13 protein-coding genes are annotated in these 16,814 nt (G+C 60.2%); 10 read left to right on the top strand and 3 right to left on the bottom strand.

Annotated elements, in window-relative coordinates; translation table 11 throughout:
- Positions 1-150: 150 nt before the first annotated feature.
- Positions 151-978 carry a sialate O-acetylesterase gene (locus tag FYJ85_RS22160; RefSeq protein ID WP_206213406.1) on the bottom strand — a complete coding sequence of 276 codons (828 nt, stop codon included), beginning with the start codon at positions 976-978 and terminating at the stop codon, positions 151-153.
- A 374-nt stretch (positions 979-1,352) separates the two neighbouring features.
- Here FYJ85_RS22160 and hflK point away from each other — a divergent pair, with 374 nt between their 5' ends.
- The 9 genes from hflK to FYJ85_RS22205 all read left to right on the top strand — a co-directional run bounded on the left by hflK (position 1,353) and on the right by FYJ85_RS22205 (position 13,793).
- Positions 1,353-3,359 carry a protease modulator HflK gene (gene hflK, locus FYJ85_RS22165; RefSeq protein WP_154420872.1) on the top strand — a complete coding sequence of 669 codons (2,007 nt, stop codon included), beginning with the start codon at positions 1,353-1,355 and terminating at the stop codon, positions 3,357-3,359.
- A 47-nt stretch (positions 3,360-3,406) separates the two neighbouring features.
- Positions 3,407-4,345 carry a protease modulator HflC gene (gene hflC / locus FYJ85_RS22170; protein ID WP_154420873.1) on the top strand — a complete coding sequence of 313 codons (939 nt, stop codon included), beginning with the start codon at positions 3,407-3,409 and terminating at the stop codon, positions 4,343-4,345.
- Between the two features lie 6 nt (positions 4,346-4,351).
- A complete protein-coding gene (locus FYJ85_RS22175) occupies positions 4,352-5,470 on the top strand; it encodes an SPFH domain-containing protein (protein WP_154420874.1) in 1,119 nt (372 codons plus the stop codon).
- A gap of 3 nt (positions 5,471-5,473) precedes the next feature.
- Complete coding sequence (locus FYJ85_RS22180) at positions 5,474-7,501, top strand: heavy metal translocating P-type ATPase (RefSeq protein WP_106053982.1); 2,028 nt, start codon at positions 5,474-5,476, stop codon at positions 7,499-7,501.
- Between the two features lie 41 nt (positions 7,502-7,542).
- Positions 7,543-8,703, top strand: coding sequence for an ABC transporter ATP-binding protein (locus FYJ85_RS22185; protein ID WP_106053983.1), 1,161 nt, complete (start codon positions 7,543-7,545; stop codon positions 8,701-8,703).
- On the top strand, positions 8,700-10,133 hold the full coding sequence (locus FYJ85_RS22190) for an ABC transporter permease (protein ID WP_154420875.1): 1,434 nt from the start codon (positions 8,700-8,702) through the stop codon (positions 10,131-10,133). The genes FYJ85_RS22185 and FYJ85_RS22190 overlap by 4 nt, the downstream gene beginning before the upstream one ends.
- On the top strand, positions 10,130-11,740 hold the full coding sequence (locus FYJ85_RS22195; protein ID WP_154420876.1) for a hypothetical protein: 1,611 nt from the start codon (positions 10,130-10,132) through the stop codon (positions 11,738-11,740). The genes FYJ85_RS22190 and FYJ85_RS22195 overlap by 4 nt, the downstream gene beginning before the upstream one ends.
- A 90-nt stretch (positions 11,741-11,830) precedes the next feature.
- Positions 11,831-13,075 carry a hemolysin family protein gene (locus FYJ85_RS22200; RefSeq protein WP_154420877.1) on the top strand — a complete coding sequence of 415 codons (1,245 nt, stop codon included), beginning with the start codon at positions 11,831-11,833 and terminating at the stop codon, positions 13,073-13,075.
- 4 nt (positions 13,076-13,079) lie between these two features.
- Positions 13,080-13,793: a hypothetical protein gene (locus FYJ85_RS22205; protein WP_154420878.1), complete on the top strand. Its 714-nt coding sequence runs from the start codon at positions 13,080-13,082 to the stop codon at positions 13,791-13,793.
- Here FYJ85_RS22205 and FYJ85_RS22210 read toward each other — a convergent pair.
- Positions 13,784-14,500, bottom strand: a complete 717-nt coding sequence (locus tag FYJ85_RS22210) for a pseudouridine synthase (RefSeq protein WP_154420879.1) — start codon at positions 14,498-14,500, stop codon at positions 13,784-13,786. The two genes, FYJ85_RS22205 and FYJ85_RS22210, sit on opposite strands and share 10 nt — an antisense overlap.
- A 59-nt stretch (positions 14,501-14,559) precedes the next feature.
- Here FYJ85_RS22210 and rsmI point away from each other — a divergent pair, with 59 nt between their 5' ends.
- A complete protein-coding gene (rsmI, locus tag FYJ85_RS22215) occupies positions 14,560-15,273 on the top strand; it encodes a 16S rRNA (cytidine(1402)-2'-O)-methyltransferase (protein WP_154420880.1) in 714 nt (237 codons plus the stop codon).
- Positions 15,274-16,360: 1,087 nt separating this feature from the next.
- On the opposite strand, the gene FYJ85_RS22220 is transcribed toward rsmI, so the two are convergent.
- Positions 16,361-16,814, bottom strand: a 454-nt coding sequence (locus FYJ85_RS22220) for a transposase (protein ID WP_154420881.1), incomplete at its 5' end; no start/stop codon positions are given.

The following is a 16,814-nucleotide window of genomic DNA, read 5'->3' on the forward strand; positions in this document are numbered from 1 at the left end:
CGTGCTCCCCGTCCGAATCTTCGATTCGGTTTGTGAGCTGGTCGTTCCGCCCGCAGGCAGCCTCCGGCGGCCGGGGCGCTTCGCCCCCGGACCCCAGACCGGCAGGGTGCCGGTGCCGACGGCGGCTCCGCCGCCTTGACTTTTACTTCATCATCTCTCGGAGGCTCCGCTGTCTGTTGCGTGTGTGCTGGCACGCAGCTGCCGAAACGCTTCGTAGTAACGTTTGCCGAACTCCTTCTGGCTCTCGGCATCGAAGTGAATATTGTCGGGATTCTGGGTCAGGCCATCCGATTCGGCAAAGCCGACATTCGGCAGTTCTTGCGTCATGGCCCGGTGGGCGGCATCCACACGTTTTTTTCCTTCGCTCCACGGCTTCGAGCCGGGGAATTTACTGAGCTGCCCGATTATGATCGGCACCTCCGGCGCATCAAGCTCGGTCCGCAGCGACTTGAAGAACGTCAGCAGCCGGTCGTGATAGAGTTTGCTCGGGGCATCGCCGCAGTCGGCTTCTCCCTGATGAAAGAGAATGACTTTGAGCGTTCCGTCCTGCATCGCCTTCCGGGCGCGGGCGATAGCGTCGTCATACGGATGACTGTTCGTCTGCTCCCACTTTTTCCCGGGCTCCCAGCTGGAAATCGGGGAGCCGCCGCAGGCTGCCGGGACAAGCCCGACAGTGATGGAGGGGTCGCTGTCGGCGAGCAGGTTTGCAAACGTCCGGGCCGGGCCGACGCCGGCCATGGATTTGTCGTAGTGAACCGGGTCGACCGCCGGCACCCACTCGCCTGCTTTGTTCTGCATGAGGACGCGCGGATGCGGCACCTTGTCCTCCGGCGTGACAACGCCGCGACCGGCCATGTTGGACTGTCCGGTCAGGAGGACGAGATGGAATTTCTCCTTCGGCGGCAGCTTGACCGGTTCTGCGGCGAAAAGCATGGCTCCGAGCGTGAGGAGGAGAATGGCAGGAATGATTTTTTTCATGGGGTCGACAATCCTTCTGGCTGTTTCGGAAATGCGGTTTCGTGGAGTAAAGATAGCATGAACATCCCGAAAATCAAGGCGGTTCCGGCCGCCCGGCCCGGAATTCGCAGGAACCGCGGACGCGGCAGATACAATATTCCGGGCGGCGAAACAGGAGTTGCCCTGCGGCATATTTGAGGAAGGAAGTTCGGTTTGTTTTCATATAAATTTATGAAAAGTTGAAGGGAAAAACTTGTTATTTTCGCGGGAGGGTGTATTAATATGTAAGTGAATCGTGTTTCTGTACCCGGCTGCCGACCGGTTTCCTGTTGCGGTTCATGTGCGGTTATGTGTCGAACAATCAGTAGGTTGCAATTTAAATAGCGAGGTGGAGCGTGGAACGTAGAACGGATGTCCGCACGGAAATCGACAATGCCAGACTGGTGACGAAACTGTCGGTCATCGGCGGGATCGTCACCATTGTGGTGCTGCTGATTCCGACCCTGGTTTTGGGAGTGATCAACGGGGAGTTCGTCGGTTCCGACCTCTTTTCGCTTGGTGTGATTCCGTACTCGCTGGCGGTTGTGTTCGCATTCGCTTCGATGATCTACGGCATGCTCGGCACCTCGGCCGCCGTCGAGACCGAAGAAAAGCAGCTGCTGGAGAAGCGCAGCGACACCCACGCGCTGAATGTCGAGGAGGATGTCCGCTTCACGGCCGGGCGTTCGTTCGATAACTATCGGAAATACGCGCCGTATGTGCTCTCGATTCTCGGTGCGCTGATCGTTGCCGGCGTGTTGTCGGCGTTTCTGCGTCACTGGGGCGCCCGGCTGGAGGCTCCGGCCGGCGTGAATCCGGTCAACGGCGCGATCGTCTCGGCGGTGATGGCGGCGCTGAGCCTCTTTTTCGGCGCATTTTTCGTCGGCCAGTCGCGGCAGCCGGCCTTCCGCTGGCTCCGGGCGTTCGGCGCCTGGCTGCTGGCCGGCTTCGGACTCATGTTCGTTTCGGCGTTCGTGGCGGCCTTCTCTTCCGGCGGCAGCATGCTCGATGCGGTGGTTGCGAAAGTGGCCGTCTGGGTGTTCGGGCTGCTCGGGGTCGAATTCGTCATCAGCTTCATCATTGAATTTTACCGGCCGCGGACGGTGAGGGAACTCCGGCCGATCTTCGAGAGCCGGCTGCTTTCGCTCTTCACGGAGCCGGGCGGCGTCATGCGGAACGTTGCGCTGGCGCTCGACTACCAGTTCGGTTTCAAGGTGTCCGGCACCTGGCTTTACAGCTTCATGGAGCGTTCCTTCTTCCCGGTCGTGCTGTTCTGGGCGGCGATTCTGTGGGGATTCACGATGATCCATGAGGTCGGCCCGAGCCAGGTCGGCATCAAGGAGCGGCTCGGCAAGGTGGTCAGCACCGAGCTTCTGGAGCCCGGCATCTACTGGACGCTGCCGTATCCGTTCGGCCAGGTCAAGCGTTTCAGCTGCACGGAAGTCAAGCAGGTGATCATCGGCGAATCGGAAGACGACCATGCGGACGAGGAAGAGGAGGTTCCCGACGACGGTCATGGCCATGCGAAGCCGGAGTCGAAGAAAAAAGGTCATGAACCGATGCCGGTGGTGCTCTGGACCGCCGCGCACGGCAGCGATGCGAACAATTTCATTGTTGCGGTCAATCCCGACGGGCCGCGGAAGCAGGCGGACGGAGAAAAGACGGCCGAAAGCGATACCGCTTCGATCGCCTTCATCCGCATGATGATTCCGATCGAGTACCGCATCCGTCCCGACGGCGTCATGGACTACGCATACCGCAACGCCGACCCGGTGGCGACGCTGATCCGGATCGGCCAGCAGGCGGCGACGGAGTATCTGGCGAGCGTGTCGATCATGGACATCATGTCCACCGGGCGCGCCGAAGCCCAGCAGAAGCTGCTGGCCCGGGTGCAGAAGCTCGCCGACGAGCATCATCTCGGGATTGAAATCACGAAGGTCATGATTCTCGACTCCCATCCGCCAGTCGAAAAGGTCGCCCCCGCCTTCCAGGACGTGATCGGCGCAATGGAGGAGAAGGAGTCGACGATCCTGAAGGCCGAGAGCTATGCGGCGCGTACGGTTCCCGAAACCGAGGCCGCGGCGTTGCGGATCATCTCCGATGCGAAATCCTACAGTTTCCGGACGACCACGGTCGCCAAGGCCGAGTCCGGCCGGTTCAGCACCCAGTTGAAAACCTACAATCTCATGCCCCGGATGTTCCGGCTCAAGGCGTACCTCGATTTCCTCGAGAACGACTGCAAGGATATCCGCAAATTCATCGTTGCCGCCGGTCTGGACAACGAGGTGTACGAGCTGAATTTTGAGACCAAGGAGCGGCTCGATCTGATCGACGTCGATGCGGGTGCGCTGAGCGGCAATTAACGGAATCGATTCATTTCACATAATCTATTGAGGGAGGTTTTCGAGGTATGGCGACGGGTAACTTTTTCAAACATTGGCCGACGATGCTGTTGGGCGTCGTAGTTGCGGTGATTCTTCTGATCGCGGTGTTCTCCTACCAGTTGAACCAGACGGAGAGCGCCGTGGTCACGACCTTCGGCAGTCCTGCCGCGGTGACGGACCCGGGGCTTCACTTCCGCTGGCCGTTCCCGTTCCAGAAGATTTATAAGTTCGATCACCGCATCCGCTGCTTCGAGGGCGGCTCCGGCAAGATCGAAGAGACGATGACGGCGGACGGGCAGAATATCCTGGTCGGCATCTTCATCAATTACCGGATCAGCGCGGTGGAGAAGTTCTTCCGCACACTGGAGGATATGACCAAGGCCGAGGAGCGGCTGAACAGCCTCATGCGTTCGGCGAAGAACGCGACGTTCGGCCAGTATAAATTCAGTCAGGTCATCAACACGAAACCCGAACTCATGAAGCTCAACGAGATTCAGGACCGGATCAAGGCGGCGCTGGAGAAGGATACCGCCGAGTACGGCATCGAGATCGTCAGCGTCGGCATCAACACGATCAACGTTCCGGAGCGGATTACCGACAAGGTGTTCGACCGGATGATCGAGGACCGCAAGCTCGTGGCCGACCGCTATCTTGCCGAAGGCACCGTCCGCGCGTCGGAGATCCGCAACGACGCCGACCAGAAGAAGGCGGTCATGCTGGCGAAGGCCGAAGCCGAAGCGCGCGAAATCCGGGCGCAGGGCGACGCCGAAGCCGCGACCTTCTATGCGGTTTTCCGGGAGAATCCGGAACTTGCCGAATTCCTCCGCAAACTCGACTCCCTGCGTCTCATCATGCGGAATCAGACGACGCTGGTCCTCGATACGAATGTCGCGCCGTTCGACCTCCTGAAGCCGGGTTCGGAAGTGCTCGGCCCGGTCAAAAGCGCGGCGAAGGATGGAGAGTAAGTCAAGATGGAAGAAACCAAGAGTGTAATCAAAGGCGAGTTCGACCGCTCCGGACAGTATGATTCCGGGTTGAAGTCGCTGGTCCGGAGCCTGCAATGGGCGTTCGGCTTCCTTCTGGTGATCATCATCGGCCTCATGGTCTATTTCCTGACGGCGGGCGGCTACTTTTCGGTGGAGCCGCAGCATGCGGTCATCGTTATGAAATTCGGTGAGATCGAGCAGGTTCACACGACCGGCGGCCACTGGTATCTGCCGTATCCGGTCAACCGCTGGGTCGAGGTCCGCACCAACCAGCAGTCGCTTCAGATCGACTTCCTGCCGGCGGAACGCCCGGACGGTGCGCCGCCGCAGGCGCTGGCCCCCGGCCGCGATTCGTATTTGCTGACCGGGGATGCGAACATCATTCACGCCTCCTGGCGCGTCAACTACCACGTCTCGAATCCGGAGACCTATTACACCACCCTTGCGACGCCCGAAGATCCGTCCGGGGCGGATGTGACCGAAAAGGACGTCAACGGCTTTGTCGGAACCCGCGGGCCGCAGACCATGATCCGCAATCTGTTCCGAGAAGCCGTGATCCGGGTCACCTCCGGTCTCAAGGTCGATGATATGCTCTACAGCAAACGGACCGATTACTCCGATGCGGTCCAGGCCGAGTTCGCCCGGCTGCTGGCCCGCGCGGAATGCGGAATCGAAGTCGACAACATCACGCTTGAGCAGGTGTTTCCGCCGCTCAAGACCAAGATGGCGTTCGACGAGGTTGCGGCGGCCGCGAATACGGTCGACTCGATGCGCAGCAAGGCCGAGCAGTACGCGGTTCAGGTAGGGAACGAAGCGATTGCCGGCCGGACCGAGCTGGTCTCCAGCGCGAGAACTTACAAGGAGCTGGTGGTCTCCGAGGTCAAGTCGGAGAGCATCTACTTCAGGAACATCAACGAGGAATACAGGAAGAATCCCGCCACCGTTCTGATGACGCTTTACACCAACACGCTTGCCGACGTTCTGCAGCAGCAGCAGGGCAAGTACATCCTCGGAACCTCCGGTACCGGGAATAAACAGGTCCGCATCAAACTCAATCCCGAACCGAAGCGGCAGAAATCCGCCGGCGCAGCGGAGGAGAAGTAAATCATGGCTGAAATTGTGAAAAAAGAACATCAACACACGGAAAACTGCTCCTGCGGCCATGATCATGAGCACGAGCATGAACATAAGGGCGGCTACTGCCCGTGCGGCCACGATGCGGTCGACGGCGGCGTCGGCCACGACCGGGCGATGGGGCGCATCTTCTTCGCGATTCTCGGCGGTCTGCTGACCGTGAACTCGTTTCTGCTCGAATGGGCGCTGCCCGGGCAGGAATTCGCTTCGCGGATGAGCGCGCTTTTCGGCGCGTTCATCCTGGCGATGCCGATCATCATGACCGCGATCAAGGATCTGATCAACGGCAAGGTCTATATGAACGAGCTGGTCGCGCTGGCGATTCTGGCGGCCCTGGCGAGCGCCGACTTCCAGACCGCGGGCATCATCGCGTTCTTCCTGCTGCTGACCATCATCATCGAAACGCGGACCGCCAGCGGCGCCCAGCGTTCGATCGAAGAGCTGATCAAGCTGACGCCGAATACGGCGCGCCGCCTCGAGGGGGACGGCAACGCCGAAGTCGAAGTACAGGTGACCGAACTGAAGATCGGCGACCGGATTCGGGTCCGCCCGGGCGAAAACTTCCCGGTGGACGCGCGGATCATCGCCGGCGAGAGCACGGTCAACCAGGCGTCGATCACGGGCGAATCGCTCCCGGTCGACAAGAGCGTCGGCGACGATGTGTTCGCCGGCACCCAGAATCTGACCGGCCTGGTCGACCTCGAGGTGACGAAGGTCGGCGAAGACACCACGCTCGGCAAGGTCAAGGACATGATTCTGCAGGCGGAGCAGAGCCGTACGCCGGTGGTCCGCATCATCGACCGTTATGCCGGTTACTACACGCCGACGGTGCTGATGCTGGCGCTGATCACTTGGTATTTCTCGAACGGCGACATGAACCGCGTCATCACATTGATGGTCATTTCGTGTCCGTGCGCGGTGGTTCTGGCGACGCCGACCGCCGTGGTTGCGGCGGTCGCGGCGGCGGCCCGCCTCGGCATTTTCATCAAGAATGTCGGGCATCTTGAGCTGGCCGGCAAGATCACGGCGTTTGTGTTCGACAAAACCGGCACGCTGACCGACGGGCTCCTGTCGGTCGTGAAACTCAATCCGTTCGGCGAGGTTTCGCCGGCGGAGCTGCTGAAGGTCGCCGCATCCGCCGAGCAGTACAGCAACCACCCGACCGCGATCGCGCTGCAGAAGCTGGCGGCCGAAGCGACGCTCGATCTCGATCCGGCGACGGATTTCCAGGAAACGCCGGGCAAGGGCGTCAGCGCGAAGATTGACGGCGTCGTCTGCATGATCGGCCGCGCCAAATGGCTTGAGGAGCACGGCGTCAGGCTGCCCGAAAAGCATGATGCCGATACCGAGGGCATGAGCGTCATGTATGTGGTCCGCGACGGCAGAATGCTCGGCTGGATCGGTTTGAAGGACAAGCTCCGGCGCGAGGCTCCGGCGATGATCGCCGATTTGCGGCGCCTCGGCGTCCGCTTCATCGCAATGGTGACCGGCGACCGTGAATCGGTGGCCGAATCGGTGGCCGCGCAGCTGCAGATCGATGAATACAAGAGCGAGTGTCTGCCGGAAGGCAAGGTCGAATTCGTGGAGCGGGTCAAGGAGAGCGCCCGGGTGGCGGTGGTCGGCGACGGCGTGAACGACGCTCCGGCTCTGGCTGCGGGCGACCTCGGCATCGCGATGGGGGCGATCGGCAGCGACGTGGCGATCAACAGTGCTTCGATCGCGCTGATGACCAATGATCTGCGCCGGATTCCGATGCTGGTGTTCCTGTCGCGCAAATCGCGTATGATCATCAACCAGAACCTGGTTTTCGGCATGCTGTTCGTCTTCGGCGGCATGTTGCTGTCGGTGTTCGGCTGGATGACGCCGATCTGGGCTGCCGTGCTCCATGCCGGCAGTACGCTGATCATCATTTTCAACAGTGCGCGCCTGGTGCGTACCGGAGAAGAGCTGACGCTCGAAGAGCAGTCGCAGAGCCGGAGCGAGGCCGAGGCGGAAGAATAACGGATCCATATCATACCAATATTTGAGGAATCGATCATACGATGGCTGAACAGCGCGAATCAATCGTGAGGGCCGTAGGGCTTACCAAAGTGTTCCGGGATTTCTGGGGCCGCCCGAAGGCGAAGGCGGTGAATGACATCTCGTTCACCATCGAACCCGGAGAGGTGATCGGGCTTCTGGGGCCGAACGGCTCCGGCAAGTCGACCACGGTCAAGATGCTGCTGGGCCTGCTCTATCCGACCGGCGGCATTCTGAACGTGCTCGGCCGCTCTCCCCGCGCGGTGGAGACCAAGCGGGAGATCGGCTATCTGCCGGAGGAGTCGTATTTGTACAAATACCTGACCGCCGAGGAGACGCTCGACTTTTTCGGGTCGCTCTTCAACCTGTCGCGCGCCGATCGCAAAAAGCGGATCGATCAGCTGCTCGACATGGTCGGGATGGCGCATGCCCGCCGCCGCCGCGTCGGCGAGTACTCGAAGGGCATGGCGCGCCGGATCGGCCTGGCGCAGGCGATGATCAACGACCCCGAATTCCTGATTCTCGACGAACCGACCTCCGGGCTTGACCCGCTCGGCTGCAAGGAGGTCAAGGACCTGATTCTGACGCTGAAGGCGCGCGGCAAGACCGTGTTGATCACGAGTCATCTCCTGAGCGATATCGAAGATGTCTGCGACCGGGTCATCATTCTCTACGGGGGCAAGGTGCGTGCGATGGGCGGCCTCGGAGAACTGCTGACGGTTTCCGACGAAAACCGTATCGTGACTCCGGCCCTGCCGCAGGCCGCGATGAATGAGGTCCTGAAGATTCTGCGTGAAAACCTGCATGGCGAAGAGTTCACGGTCGACCATCCGCGCCGTACGCTGGAGGAGTTCTTCCTCGACGTGATCACGAAGGCGAAGTCCGACAATATCGAGACTGCCGGTGTTTCCGGCGGCGGCAAGATTGCCGAGTATCTGTCGAAGGGCGATGAGAAGTCCGCCGTGCTCGAGTCGCTGGTGCAGGAGATCAAACCGCCGCCGCCGCGCGAGCCGGCTGAGCCGCTTCCGGAACAGAAGGGGGAGACGGTGGACCGGAAGCTCGAACAGCTGACGGAGGAGCCGAAATCGGCTGCGCCGGAACCGGAAACTCCGCAGGCAAAGCCGGATGAAAAGCTCAAAGAGGCTGATGCCAAGCTCAACGATATTCTGGGAAACCGTAAATGAAGTCATATTGGGCAATCGTAAAACTGACCTTCCGGAATGCCCTGAGGTCGCATATTTTTCAGCTGCTTCTGCTGTTGCTGCTGCTGGCGGTGATCGTCATTCCGACGACCGTCTCCGGTGACGGGACGGCCGGCGGCTTCATCCGGGTTTCGCTGCTTTACAGCCTGTCGACGGTCAGCTTCATTCTGGCGCTGTCGTCGGTCTGGCTCGGATGCCATGCGATGACACAGGACATCGATAATTATCAGCTGCACATGGTGGTGACGAAACCGGTGTCGCGGATCAAAATCTGGCTTGCGAAATGGACGGGGGTTTATCTCGTCCACCTGATTCTGCTGCTGGCGGCCACGATGGCGATTTACTTCATCATCCTGTACAAGTACAACCAGCAGGATTTCCCGCAGAGCGAGCGGGAGAAGATCCGGAACGAGGTCATGGTGGGCCGCCGGGTGTTCTGGCCGGAAAAGACCGATTACGAAGCGGCCAGCCGCGAGCTGGTGAAGGAGAGAATCAACCGGCTGCGGGCGCGCGGGCAGGAGGTCGATTCGTCTCCGTCGACGCAGGAGGCGATGCTGAAGGAGGCGCGGCGCGATGTGGTGACGAGCGACTCCGAACTGGAGTTCGACCGTCCGAAGGAGTATCAATTCAAGGGACTGCCGGCCGATCTCGACAAGCCGCTTTTCCTGCGCTATCGTCCGTATGTCGGCAAGGTGGCTTCCGAGGGACAGCGCATGACGCGCTCGATGTGGATTGCCGGCATTCCGAGAGTGGCGGAGAAGAAACCCGCCGCCAACGTTTTCGAGCAGGAGCAGAAGGAGCGGTACGAATATTATCCGCAGCCGCTGTCGGAGTTCCCCGAGCAGGTCATGTCCGGCGAGTTTCACGAGAAGGTGCTGCCGGCGAGCTGGAAAGTGATCGCTCCGGATCAGACGGTCCGGTTCATCTACGTCAATGCGGACGATATGCAGGAAAAGCAGTATTTCCAGCCGATCGACGGCCCGAAGCTGCTGGTGGAGGTCTCCGGGTTCTTCGAGAATTATATGCGTTCGGTGGCAATCGTCGCGCTTGAACTGCTGATTCTCTGCGGGCTCGGCTGCGCCTTCGGCGGCATCCTGACGCTGCCGACCGCGATTTTCGTGGCGGTCAGTTATCTGATGTTCGGCAGCTTCGCCGTTTATATGACGAATCTGAGTTACGTCGCCGGGACGGCGGACCATATCGGGCAGTTTATCGCCAAGGTTCTGCTGCTGGTGGTGATTCCGGTTCAGGCGTTCGAGGTCTCCGGGCTGGTCGCCAACGGCGAGATCGTCGAACTGGCTTATTTCTGGATGTTGTTCAAAAGCTATTTCATTTATCGGGCGCTTCCGTTGTTCCTGCTCGGCATGATTCTTTATCGGCGGCGCGAACTTGGATTGGTGATACGCAAATGAGTAAATTCCGAACCCTTGTCATGTATTTCGCGCTGATCTGCGTGACGCTCGTACTGCTTTTCGGCGTGAACCGGATGGAGCGGCGGCTCGACGGCGCCGTCGCGGAGCATAATCTGCGCTTCACCGGCCAGATCAAGAATGCTCCGCCGCTGGTGACGTTCACCACGGTTGCGCTGGGCAGTTTCCGGGGACTCGTGGCGGACTTGCTCTGGCTGCGGGCCGGATCGCTGCAGGAGAAGGGCAGCTATTTCGAAATGGTCCAGCTGGCGCGCTGGATTACCGACCTGCAGCCCACGTTCTCCGGCGCGACCGCTTATCTGGCATGGAATATGGCCTACAACATTTCGGTCACCTGTTCGAGTTTCGAGGACCGCTGGCGCTGGGTGAACGAAGGGATCAAGCTGATCCGCGACCAGGCGATCGAGTACAACCCCGAGGACCCGGTGCTGTACAAGGAGCTCGCCTGGATCTTCCAGCACAAGCTCGGCAACATCATGGATGATGCGAACCTCTTTTACAAGAACCGGCTCGCCATCCTGATCACGAATGTGGCCGGGATAAAGCCGGACTGGGAGGCGATGGCGGCGGCACCGGAGAACGAGCGCGCCTTTATGAAGGAGTATCCGGAAGACAGCCGGGTCTGGAAGGCGGCCCGGGCGGCCGGCTTCGAGGACTATGCCGCCTTGTACACGGCGTTCAAGCAGCCGGAGCCGTCGGCGCTGCCGCAGGCGTTCCTGAACCGCATCGCCGACGACGAGGAGCTGACGAAAAAGCTGAACGCCTATTTTCACGCCGAATACCTGCGGGAGCGGCTCAAGCTCGACCCGAAGGTGATCGTCGAGATCAACAACGAGTACGGCGAGATGGACTGGCGTGTCCCGGAGTCGCAGGCGATCTACTGGGCGACGATGGGCATCAAGCGCACGCCGGGCCATAAGGACCTGAGTTGCGACCGCATCATCACGCAGTCGCTTTACGAGGCGTTCCGTTCCGGCCGCATCCTCATGATCGACGAACAGGCTTTCGAGTCGATCACGCTGGTGCCGAACCTGAAGCTGGTCGACGCGGTTTTCGACCGGTTCGTGAAGGTTCAGGAGATCTATGAGAAGGACAATCCGATGTCGACCTTCCGCAGCGCCCGGATCAACTTCATCAAGGATGCGATCACAACGCTGTACAACTACGGCAGCTTCTCGAAAGCGGCCGAATACTACAAGAAGCTGCAGGCCGAAGAGCCCGGCACGCACAAAATGCCGCTGGAAGGGTTCGTCATGGAACAGTGGGCGGAGGAGGTGCGCGACGCATCGGTCAAGAAGGCGAGCGAAATCGTTTCCGGCCTGATTTTCCGCAGCGTCTATTATCTGATCTACAACGATCACGATGCCGCAGTCGCGAACGAGCGCATGGCGCGCTATATCTATAACAAATACCAGCGTGAGATGGGGGATCAGCCGCGGACGTCTCTTCCGCCGTATGCCGAGATGAAAAAGGCGATGGTCGAGAACCTGAGCAAAACGCTGAATCCGGCGCTGGTCGAAATTCTGAAGCAGAAAATCAAAGAAGATCAGGCCGAACCGGCGGCGGGCCCGCTGAAGTCGGATCAATAGAAGGGGGCGCGGGGAGCGAGAGGGCATCCCGCTGCCTTGCGACCGCTTCCCGGTCCAAATCAGCCCGAGTCGGGCGGAAGTGAGAATACGTTGGAGGAATGGTTTCTATTTTTCGGGTCCATCGCGGTGGCGATGGTCCTGTCGCATGTCTGTTCACTGATGGAGGCGGCGCTTCTGAGCATCACGCCGAGCCAGCTGGCCGAGCTGCGCCAGAAGAATCCGCGGATCGGGCAGGTCTGCCAGTCGCTGAAACACGATATCGATAAGCCGATTGCTGTGATTCTGATCGTCAACACGGCGGCGCATACGATCGGCGCCGCCGTTGCGGGCGGAGCCGTCAGTGCGACAATCGGCTCGAAATATATGGGGCTCTTCTCGCTTGCGTTCACGCTGCTGATGGTGCAGTATACGGAAATTCTGCCGAAAACGCTCGGGGTGCGGTTCAATCAGAAAGTTCTGAAATATGCCGCCCGCCCGCTGCAGGTGGCGATCTGGATCATGCTGCCGCTGATCCGGCTGACGCATTTCATCAACCGGCCGTTCGAGCGGCGCCGGCCGGAGAGGCCGAGCACGGCCGACGAGATTTCGGCGCTGGCGGCGCTGGCGCGCAGCTCGCAGGTCATCTCGACCCGGCAGGAACGAATCATCCGGGCGGTGCCGCGCCTTTCGTCACAGACGGCGTCGAGGGTCATGCTGCCGGTCGACAACATCTCGTTCCTGAGCTCGGACCAGACGGTGTCCGATGCGATCAGCGCGACCGGGACCGACTTTCACACCCGGTATCCGGTCTGCGAGGAGTGGAACAGAAACAAGGTGCTCGGATATGTGAATTTCAAGGAGCTTGTGGCGACGCAGCGGGCGCATCCGGGTTCGCAGAACCTGACAGATATTCTGCGTCCGATCGCATTTGCCGAGCCGGACGATACGGCGTCTGAGCTGCTTGAGCGTTTTGCGAGCCAGCACTGCCACATGACCATTGTGCGCGATCCGGCGGACGGCCGGACGCTCGGGCTGGTGACGCTGGAGGATATCGTCGAGGAGTTGCTCGGCGATCTGGACGACGAATTCGATCCGCTGCCGAGGACGTTTTATTCGCCGAGCGAGTTTTTCTGGGTGGTCGGCGGCGGTGTGCCGATGACGCTGCTGACCCGCGACACGCACCTCGACCTGCCGCGTCGCGCGGAGCCGGTCGCCGTCTGGTTCGCGCGGATGCTGAAGCGTCCGCCGAAAGTCGGTGATGTGATCCGGCACGGGAACGCCGAATTCTACGTGCGTAAAATCCGGCGCGGACAGGTGTGGGAGTTTAATTTGAAACGGATCAAGTTTGAAGGATAATCCTATGCATCGTCTCTCTCTTCCGGCCGTTCTGGCGGCGCTGCTGCTGGCGGCGGGGTGTGTCGATTTCGATTATGTCGGCCGCGAGTTTCCGCCGACTCCGGAGTCGGAACCGGTGGTGTATTTCATCAACCGGGAACAGATTCCGCCCGGTGAGTACCGGATCATGGGCCGGGCCGTCATCACGGCTCCGGACGGCACTGACGGGTACGACATTCAGGATCTGCTGATGAAGAAGGCGCGTGCCTATGGTGCGGATGCGGTCTGTCTGGTCCGGACCCGCAAGGTCGACGTCGGGCTTTTCAGCCGGAATGACAACACGCCGGCCGGTCCGCAGCAGCCGCTCGACCCGGCGAATGTCGATTTCAAGGGGGCGCCTTCGACGGCGGAAGCCGAGCGGGAGGAGTATGGCGAGCCCGTGGTGCTGGCGGGTGAAAAAAGAGCTCGCCAGGAGGTTGTGGTTGAAGCGCTCTATTTGAAGAACAAGGCGGAACTGGAGAAGCTGGCTGCCGAGCAGGACCGCGAGCTCAACGAGATTCTCGGCGAGAAAGCGGAGCCCGCCCGTCCGGGAAAACAGAGCGTGACAGTGCCGGAGACCGGGGATGAAGAGGCGGTAACCGGGAGGGAGCCGGAGGAGAAGGATTCTCCGGCCGGGCATGAGGCGGAAACACCGGCGGCGCATGAGGCGGAACCTGCCCCGGCGGCAGCTCAGGAGTGAGCTTCGAGCGTCAGGGCGACCTCTTCCGGTGTCAGTTCCCGGAAAGCTCCCTGCGGCAGGTCGCCGAGGGCGAGCCCGCCGATCCGGATGCGGCGCAGTTCGAGCGTCGGAGCGCCGACTGCGGCGGTGAGGCGGCGGATTTCCCGTTTTTTCCCTTCGTTCAGAACGATCCGGTAGAGACAGTTTCCGGCCGGCGCGATTGAGATGACCCGCAGGTGTTCGCCGCCATCGGTGATTCCGGTGCGGATGCGGGTGAGTTCCGGTTCCGTGAATTCCCGGGTGACCCGCACAAGATAGGTTTTCCGGATTTCGTACCGTGGATGGGTGAGTCTGGCGACGTAATCCCCGTCGTTGGAGAAGAGGATCATTCCTTCGCTCTCCTTGTCGAGCCGCCCGGCCGAGAAGAGCCGGACCGGCGGATCGAGCCGGATAAGGTCGACGGCTTTTCGCGGCGCGTGCGGGTCTGCATTCGTGCAGACATAGCCGCGCGGCTTGTTGAGCATGATGTAGTGAAAGCGGCCGGCCGGTTCGACCGGGCGGCCGTCGAGCGTGACGGTGTCGGCGGGCAGGATGCGGAATCCGGGCTCGCGGATGGTCCGGCCGTTCACGGCGATGCGTCCGGCTTTGACGAGATCGCCGGCGGCGCGGCGCGAGGCAACTCCCGCCGCACTGAGAAATTTAACAAGTCGTTCTTCGGAACCGGTCATGGTCAATCCAATTTCAATTTGATGTTCACATAGTTTACACCGGGAAACGGAATTTTGCAATGAGTACGGAAGGAAAACTTTATCTGGTCAGCACGCCGATCGGCAATCTGGAGGACATCACGCTACGGGCGCTTTCGGTCCTGAAGAGCGTCGATCTGATCGCAGCCGAGGATACCCGCCACACCCGGCAGCTGCTGAGCCATTTCGACATTCACACCAGGCTCGTCAGCTTCCACGCCTTCAACGAACACCGCAAGGCTGAGGGGTTGATCGGGCAGATTCTCGGGGGGCTCAAGGTCGCGTCGGTTTCGGATGCCGGAACACCGTCGGTGGCGGACCCCGGCTTCTATCTCGTGCGCGAGGCGGTTCGCAACGGCATTGTTCCGGAGGTGATTCCCGGGGTGTCGGCCGTGACGTTCGCTGTGACGGCGTCGGCGCTGCCGGTGGACAAATTCGCGTTTCTCGGTTTCCCTCCGGTCAAATCCGGTCGGCGTCGCAAGTTCTTCGAAGCGATCCGGGAGGAGAATAAGACGGTGTTCTTTTTCGAATCTCCACACCGCATAGCAAAGACGCTGCCGGAACTGGCGGAGATCGTCGGACCGGAGGCGCAAATTGCGATCGTCCGTGAGGCGACCAAACTGCACGAAGAGGTGTTGCGCGGCACGGCTGCGGAACTGGCGGAACTGGCGGATAAGCGCGATTGGCGCGGTGAGTTCGTGATCGGCGTCTACCCGGTTGGCGCATCGGCGGATGACGGCGACGCGGAAGAGTGACGAATGCGCAGCAGGCGCCGGAAATACGGCGCCATTGCCGGTTTCGGCAGGGGAGCGAAGCGACCGGGTTCAGGGCCTTTCGGCCCTGGCGAGGTTTCAAGGGGCGCGGAGCCCCTTGGCGGAGTCTGAGGCGGCGCCTCAGGTTGACCCGGCGAAGCCCCAGCTTAGAAGACCGCAATGAAATTGCGGTGCTTCGCCCGGTGTGAGTGACGCGGCGAATGCCGCGGAGCGGTCAAAGGGTCTATTGCGTTGCAATCCCGGCCAACCATGATTGACCGGAGCCGCAAACATTGTTTGAATGCGCTTCCTTGATGTCACAACACGCCTGTGGAGAGCGAAGCGACCGGGTTCAGGGCCTTTCGGCCCTGGCGAGGTTCCAAGGGGCGCGGAGCCCCTTGGCGGAGTCTGAGGCGTGACCCGGGAGAAGCCCCAGCTTAGAAGACCGCAATGAAATTGCGGTGCTTTGCCCGGTGTGAGCGACGCGGCGAATGCCGCGGAGCGACCAAAGGGTCTATTGCGATGCAATCCCGGCTAACAATGATTGACCGGAGCCGCAGACATCGTTTGAATGCGAGCTGTCAATGTTGCAGACTGGGGGAAGCGCGCTCCTTCCGGGGCGCGGTCTTTTTGCGCATTCGCGCAACAGACCGTGCGTGCTCCCCGTCCGAATCTTCGATTCGGTTTGTGAGCTGGTCGTTCCGCCCGCAGGCAGCCTCCGGCGGCCGGGGCGCTTCGCCCCCGGACCCCAGACCGGCAGGGTGCCGGTGCCGACGGCGGCTTAGCCGCCTTGACTTTTACTTCATTATCTTTACGGTCAGCTTCTGCATCGTTCCGCCCGCAGGCAGCCTCCGGCGGCCGGGGCGCTTCGCCCATATACGCTAGTCATTTTAGAGATGCGATATATCTCAACCAGGCAGAAGCTGAAACTCTTTTCCGTGTATGCTCGGCCAATTTCAATTTGACCTTATTCCAGTTTTTCAGTACAAACCTGAGAGAAAATTCGGCCGGCAGCAGTGCCCTTATAAACAGGAAATAGAGAAAATGTACTTCCCGCCAAATACTGTAATTGGCGCATGGGGAAATGTTTTCAGGGGGAAAAAGCTTCTGCCATGCGAATCATTTTCTCAAGCAGAAGCGCGATCAGCATTTTTCCATTCAAATATGTCCGGATGCTGACCGGATCATATTTGTGGAGTTGTCCCAATTCCAGAAGTGATTTTAAACGCTTGAACAACAATTCAACCTGCCATCGCGTGCGATAAATTTTGACGATAAAATCTCCGGAATATGTTTCACGGGGAAACGTGGTGAATATCAACAGGTAGCCGCACAATTCCACAGTTCTGTCAGCGATCATATGATTATTGCGCCGGGCATGTTCTCTGACTCTCTTTTCTTCCGCTTCCCGACAGTGCGGTGACTGCTTTATGGCACAGATCCGGCCTTGAATTCGCTCTTTGTCTGCTTGAAGTTCAACATCCCAATCCCCGGTCTGACCGTATTTCAGCGCCCGCAATTTGGATAACAGCGGAAAAGGATTT

The organism is Victivallis lenta, from assembly GCF_009695545.1.
GTDB classification, from domain to species: domain Bacteria; phylum Verrucomicrobiota; class Lentisphaeria; order Victivallales; family Victivallaceae; genus Victivallis; species Victivallis lenta.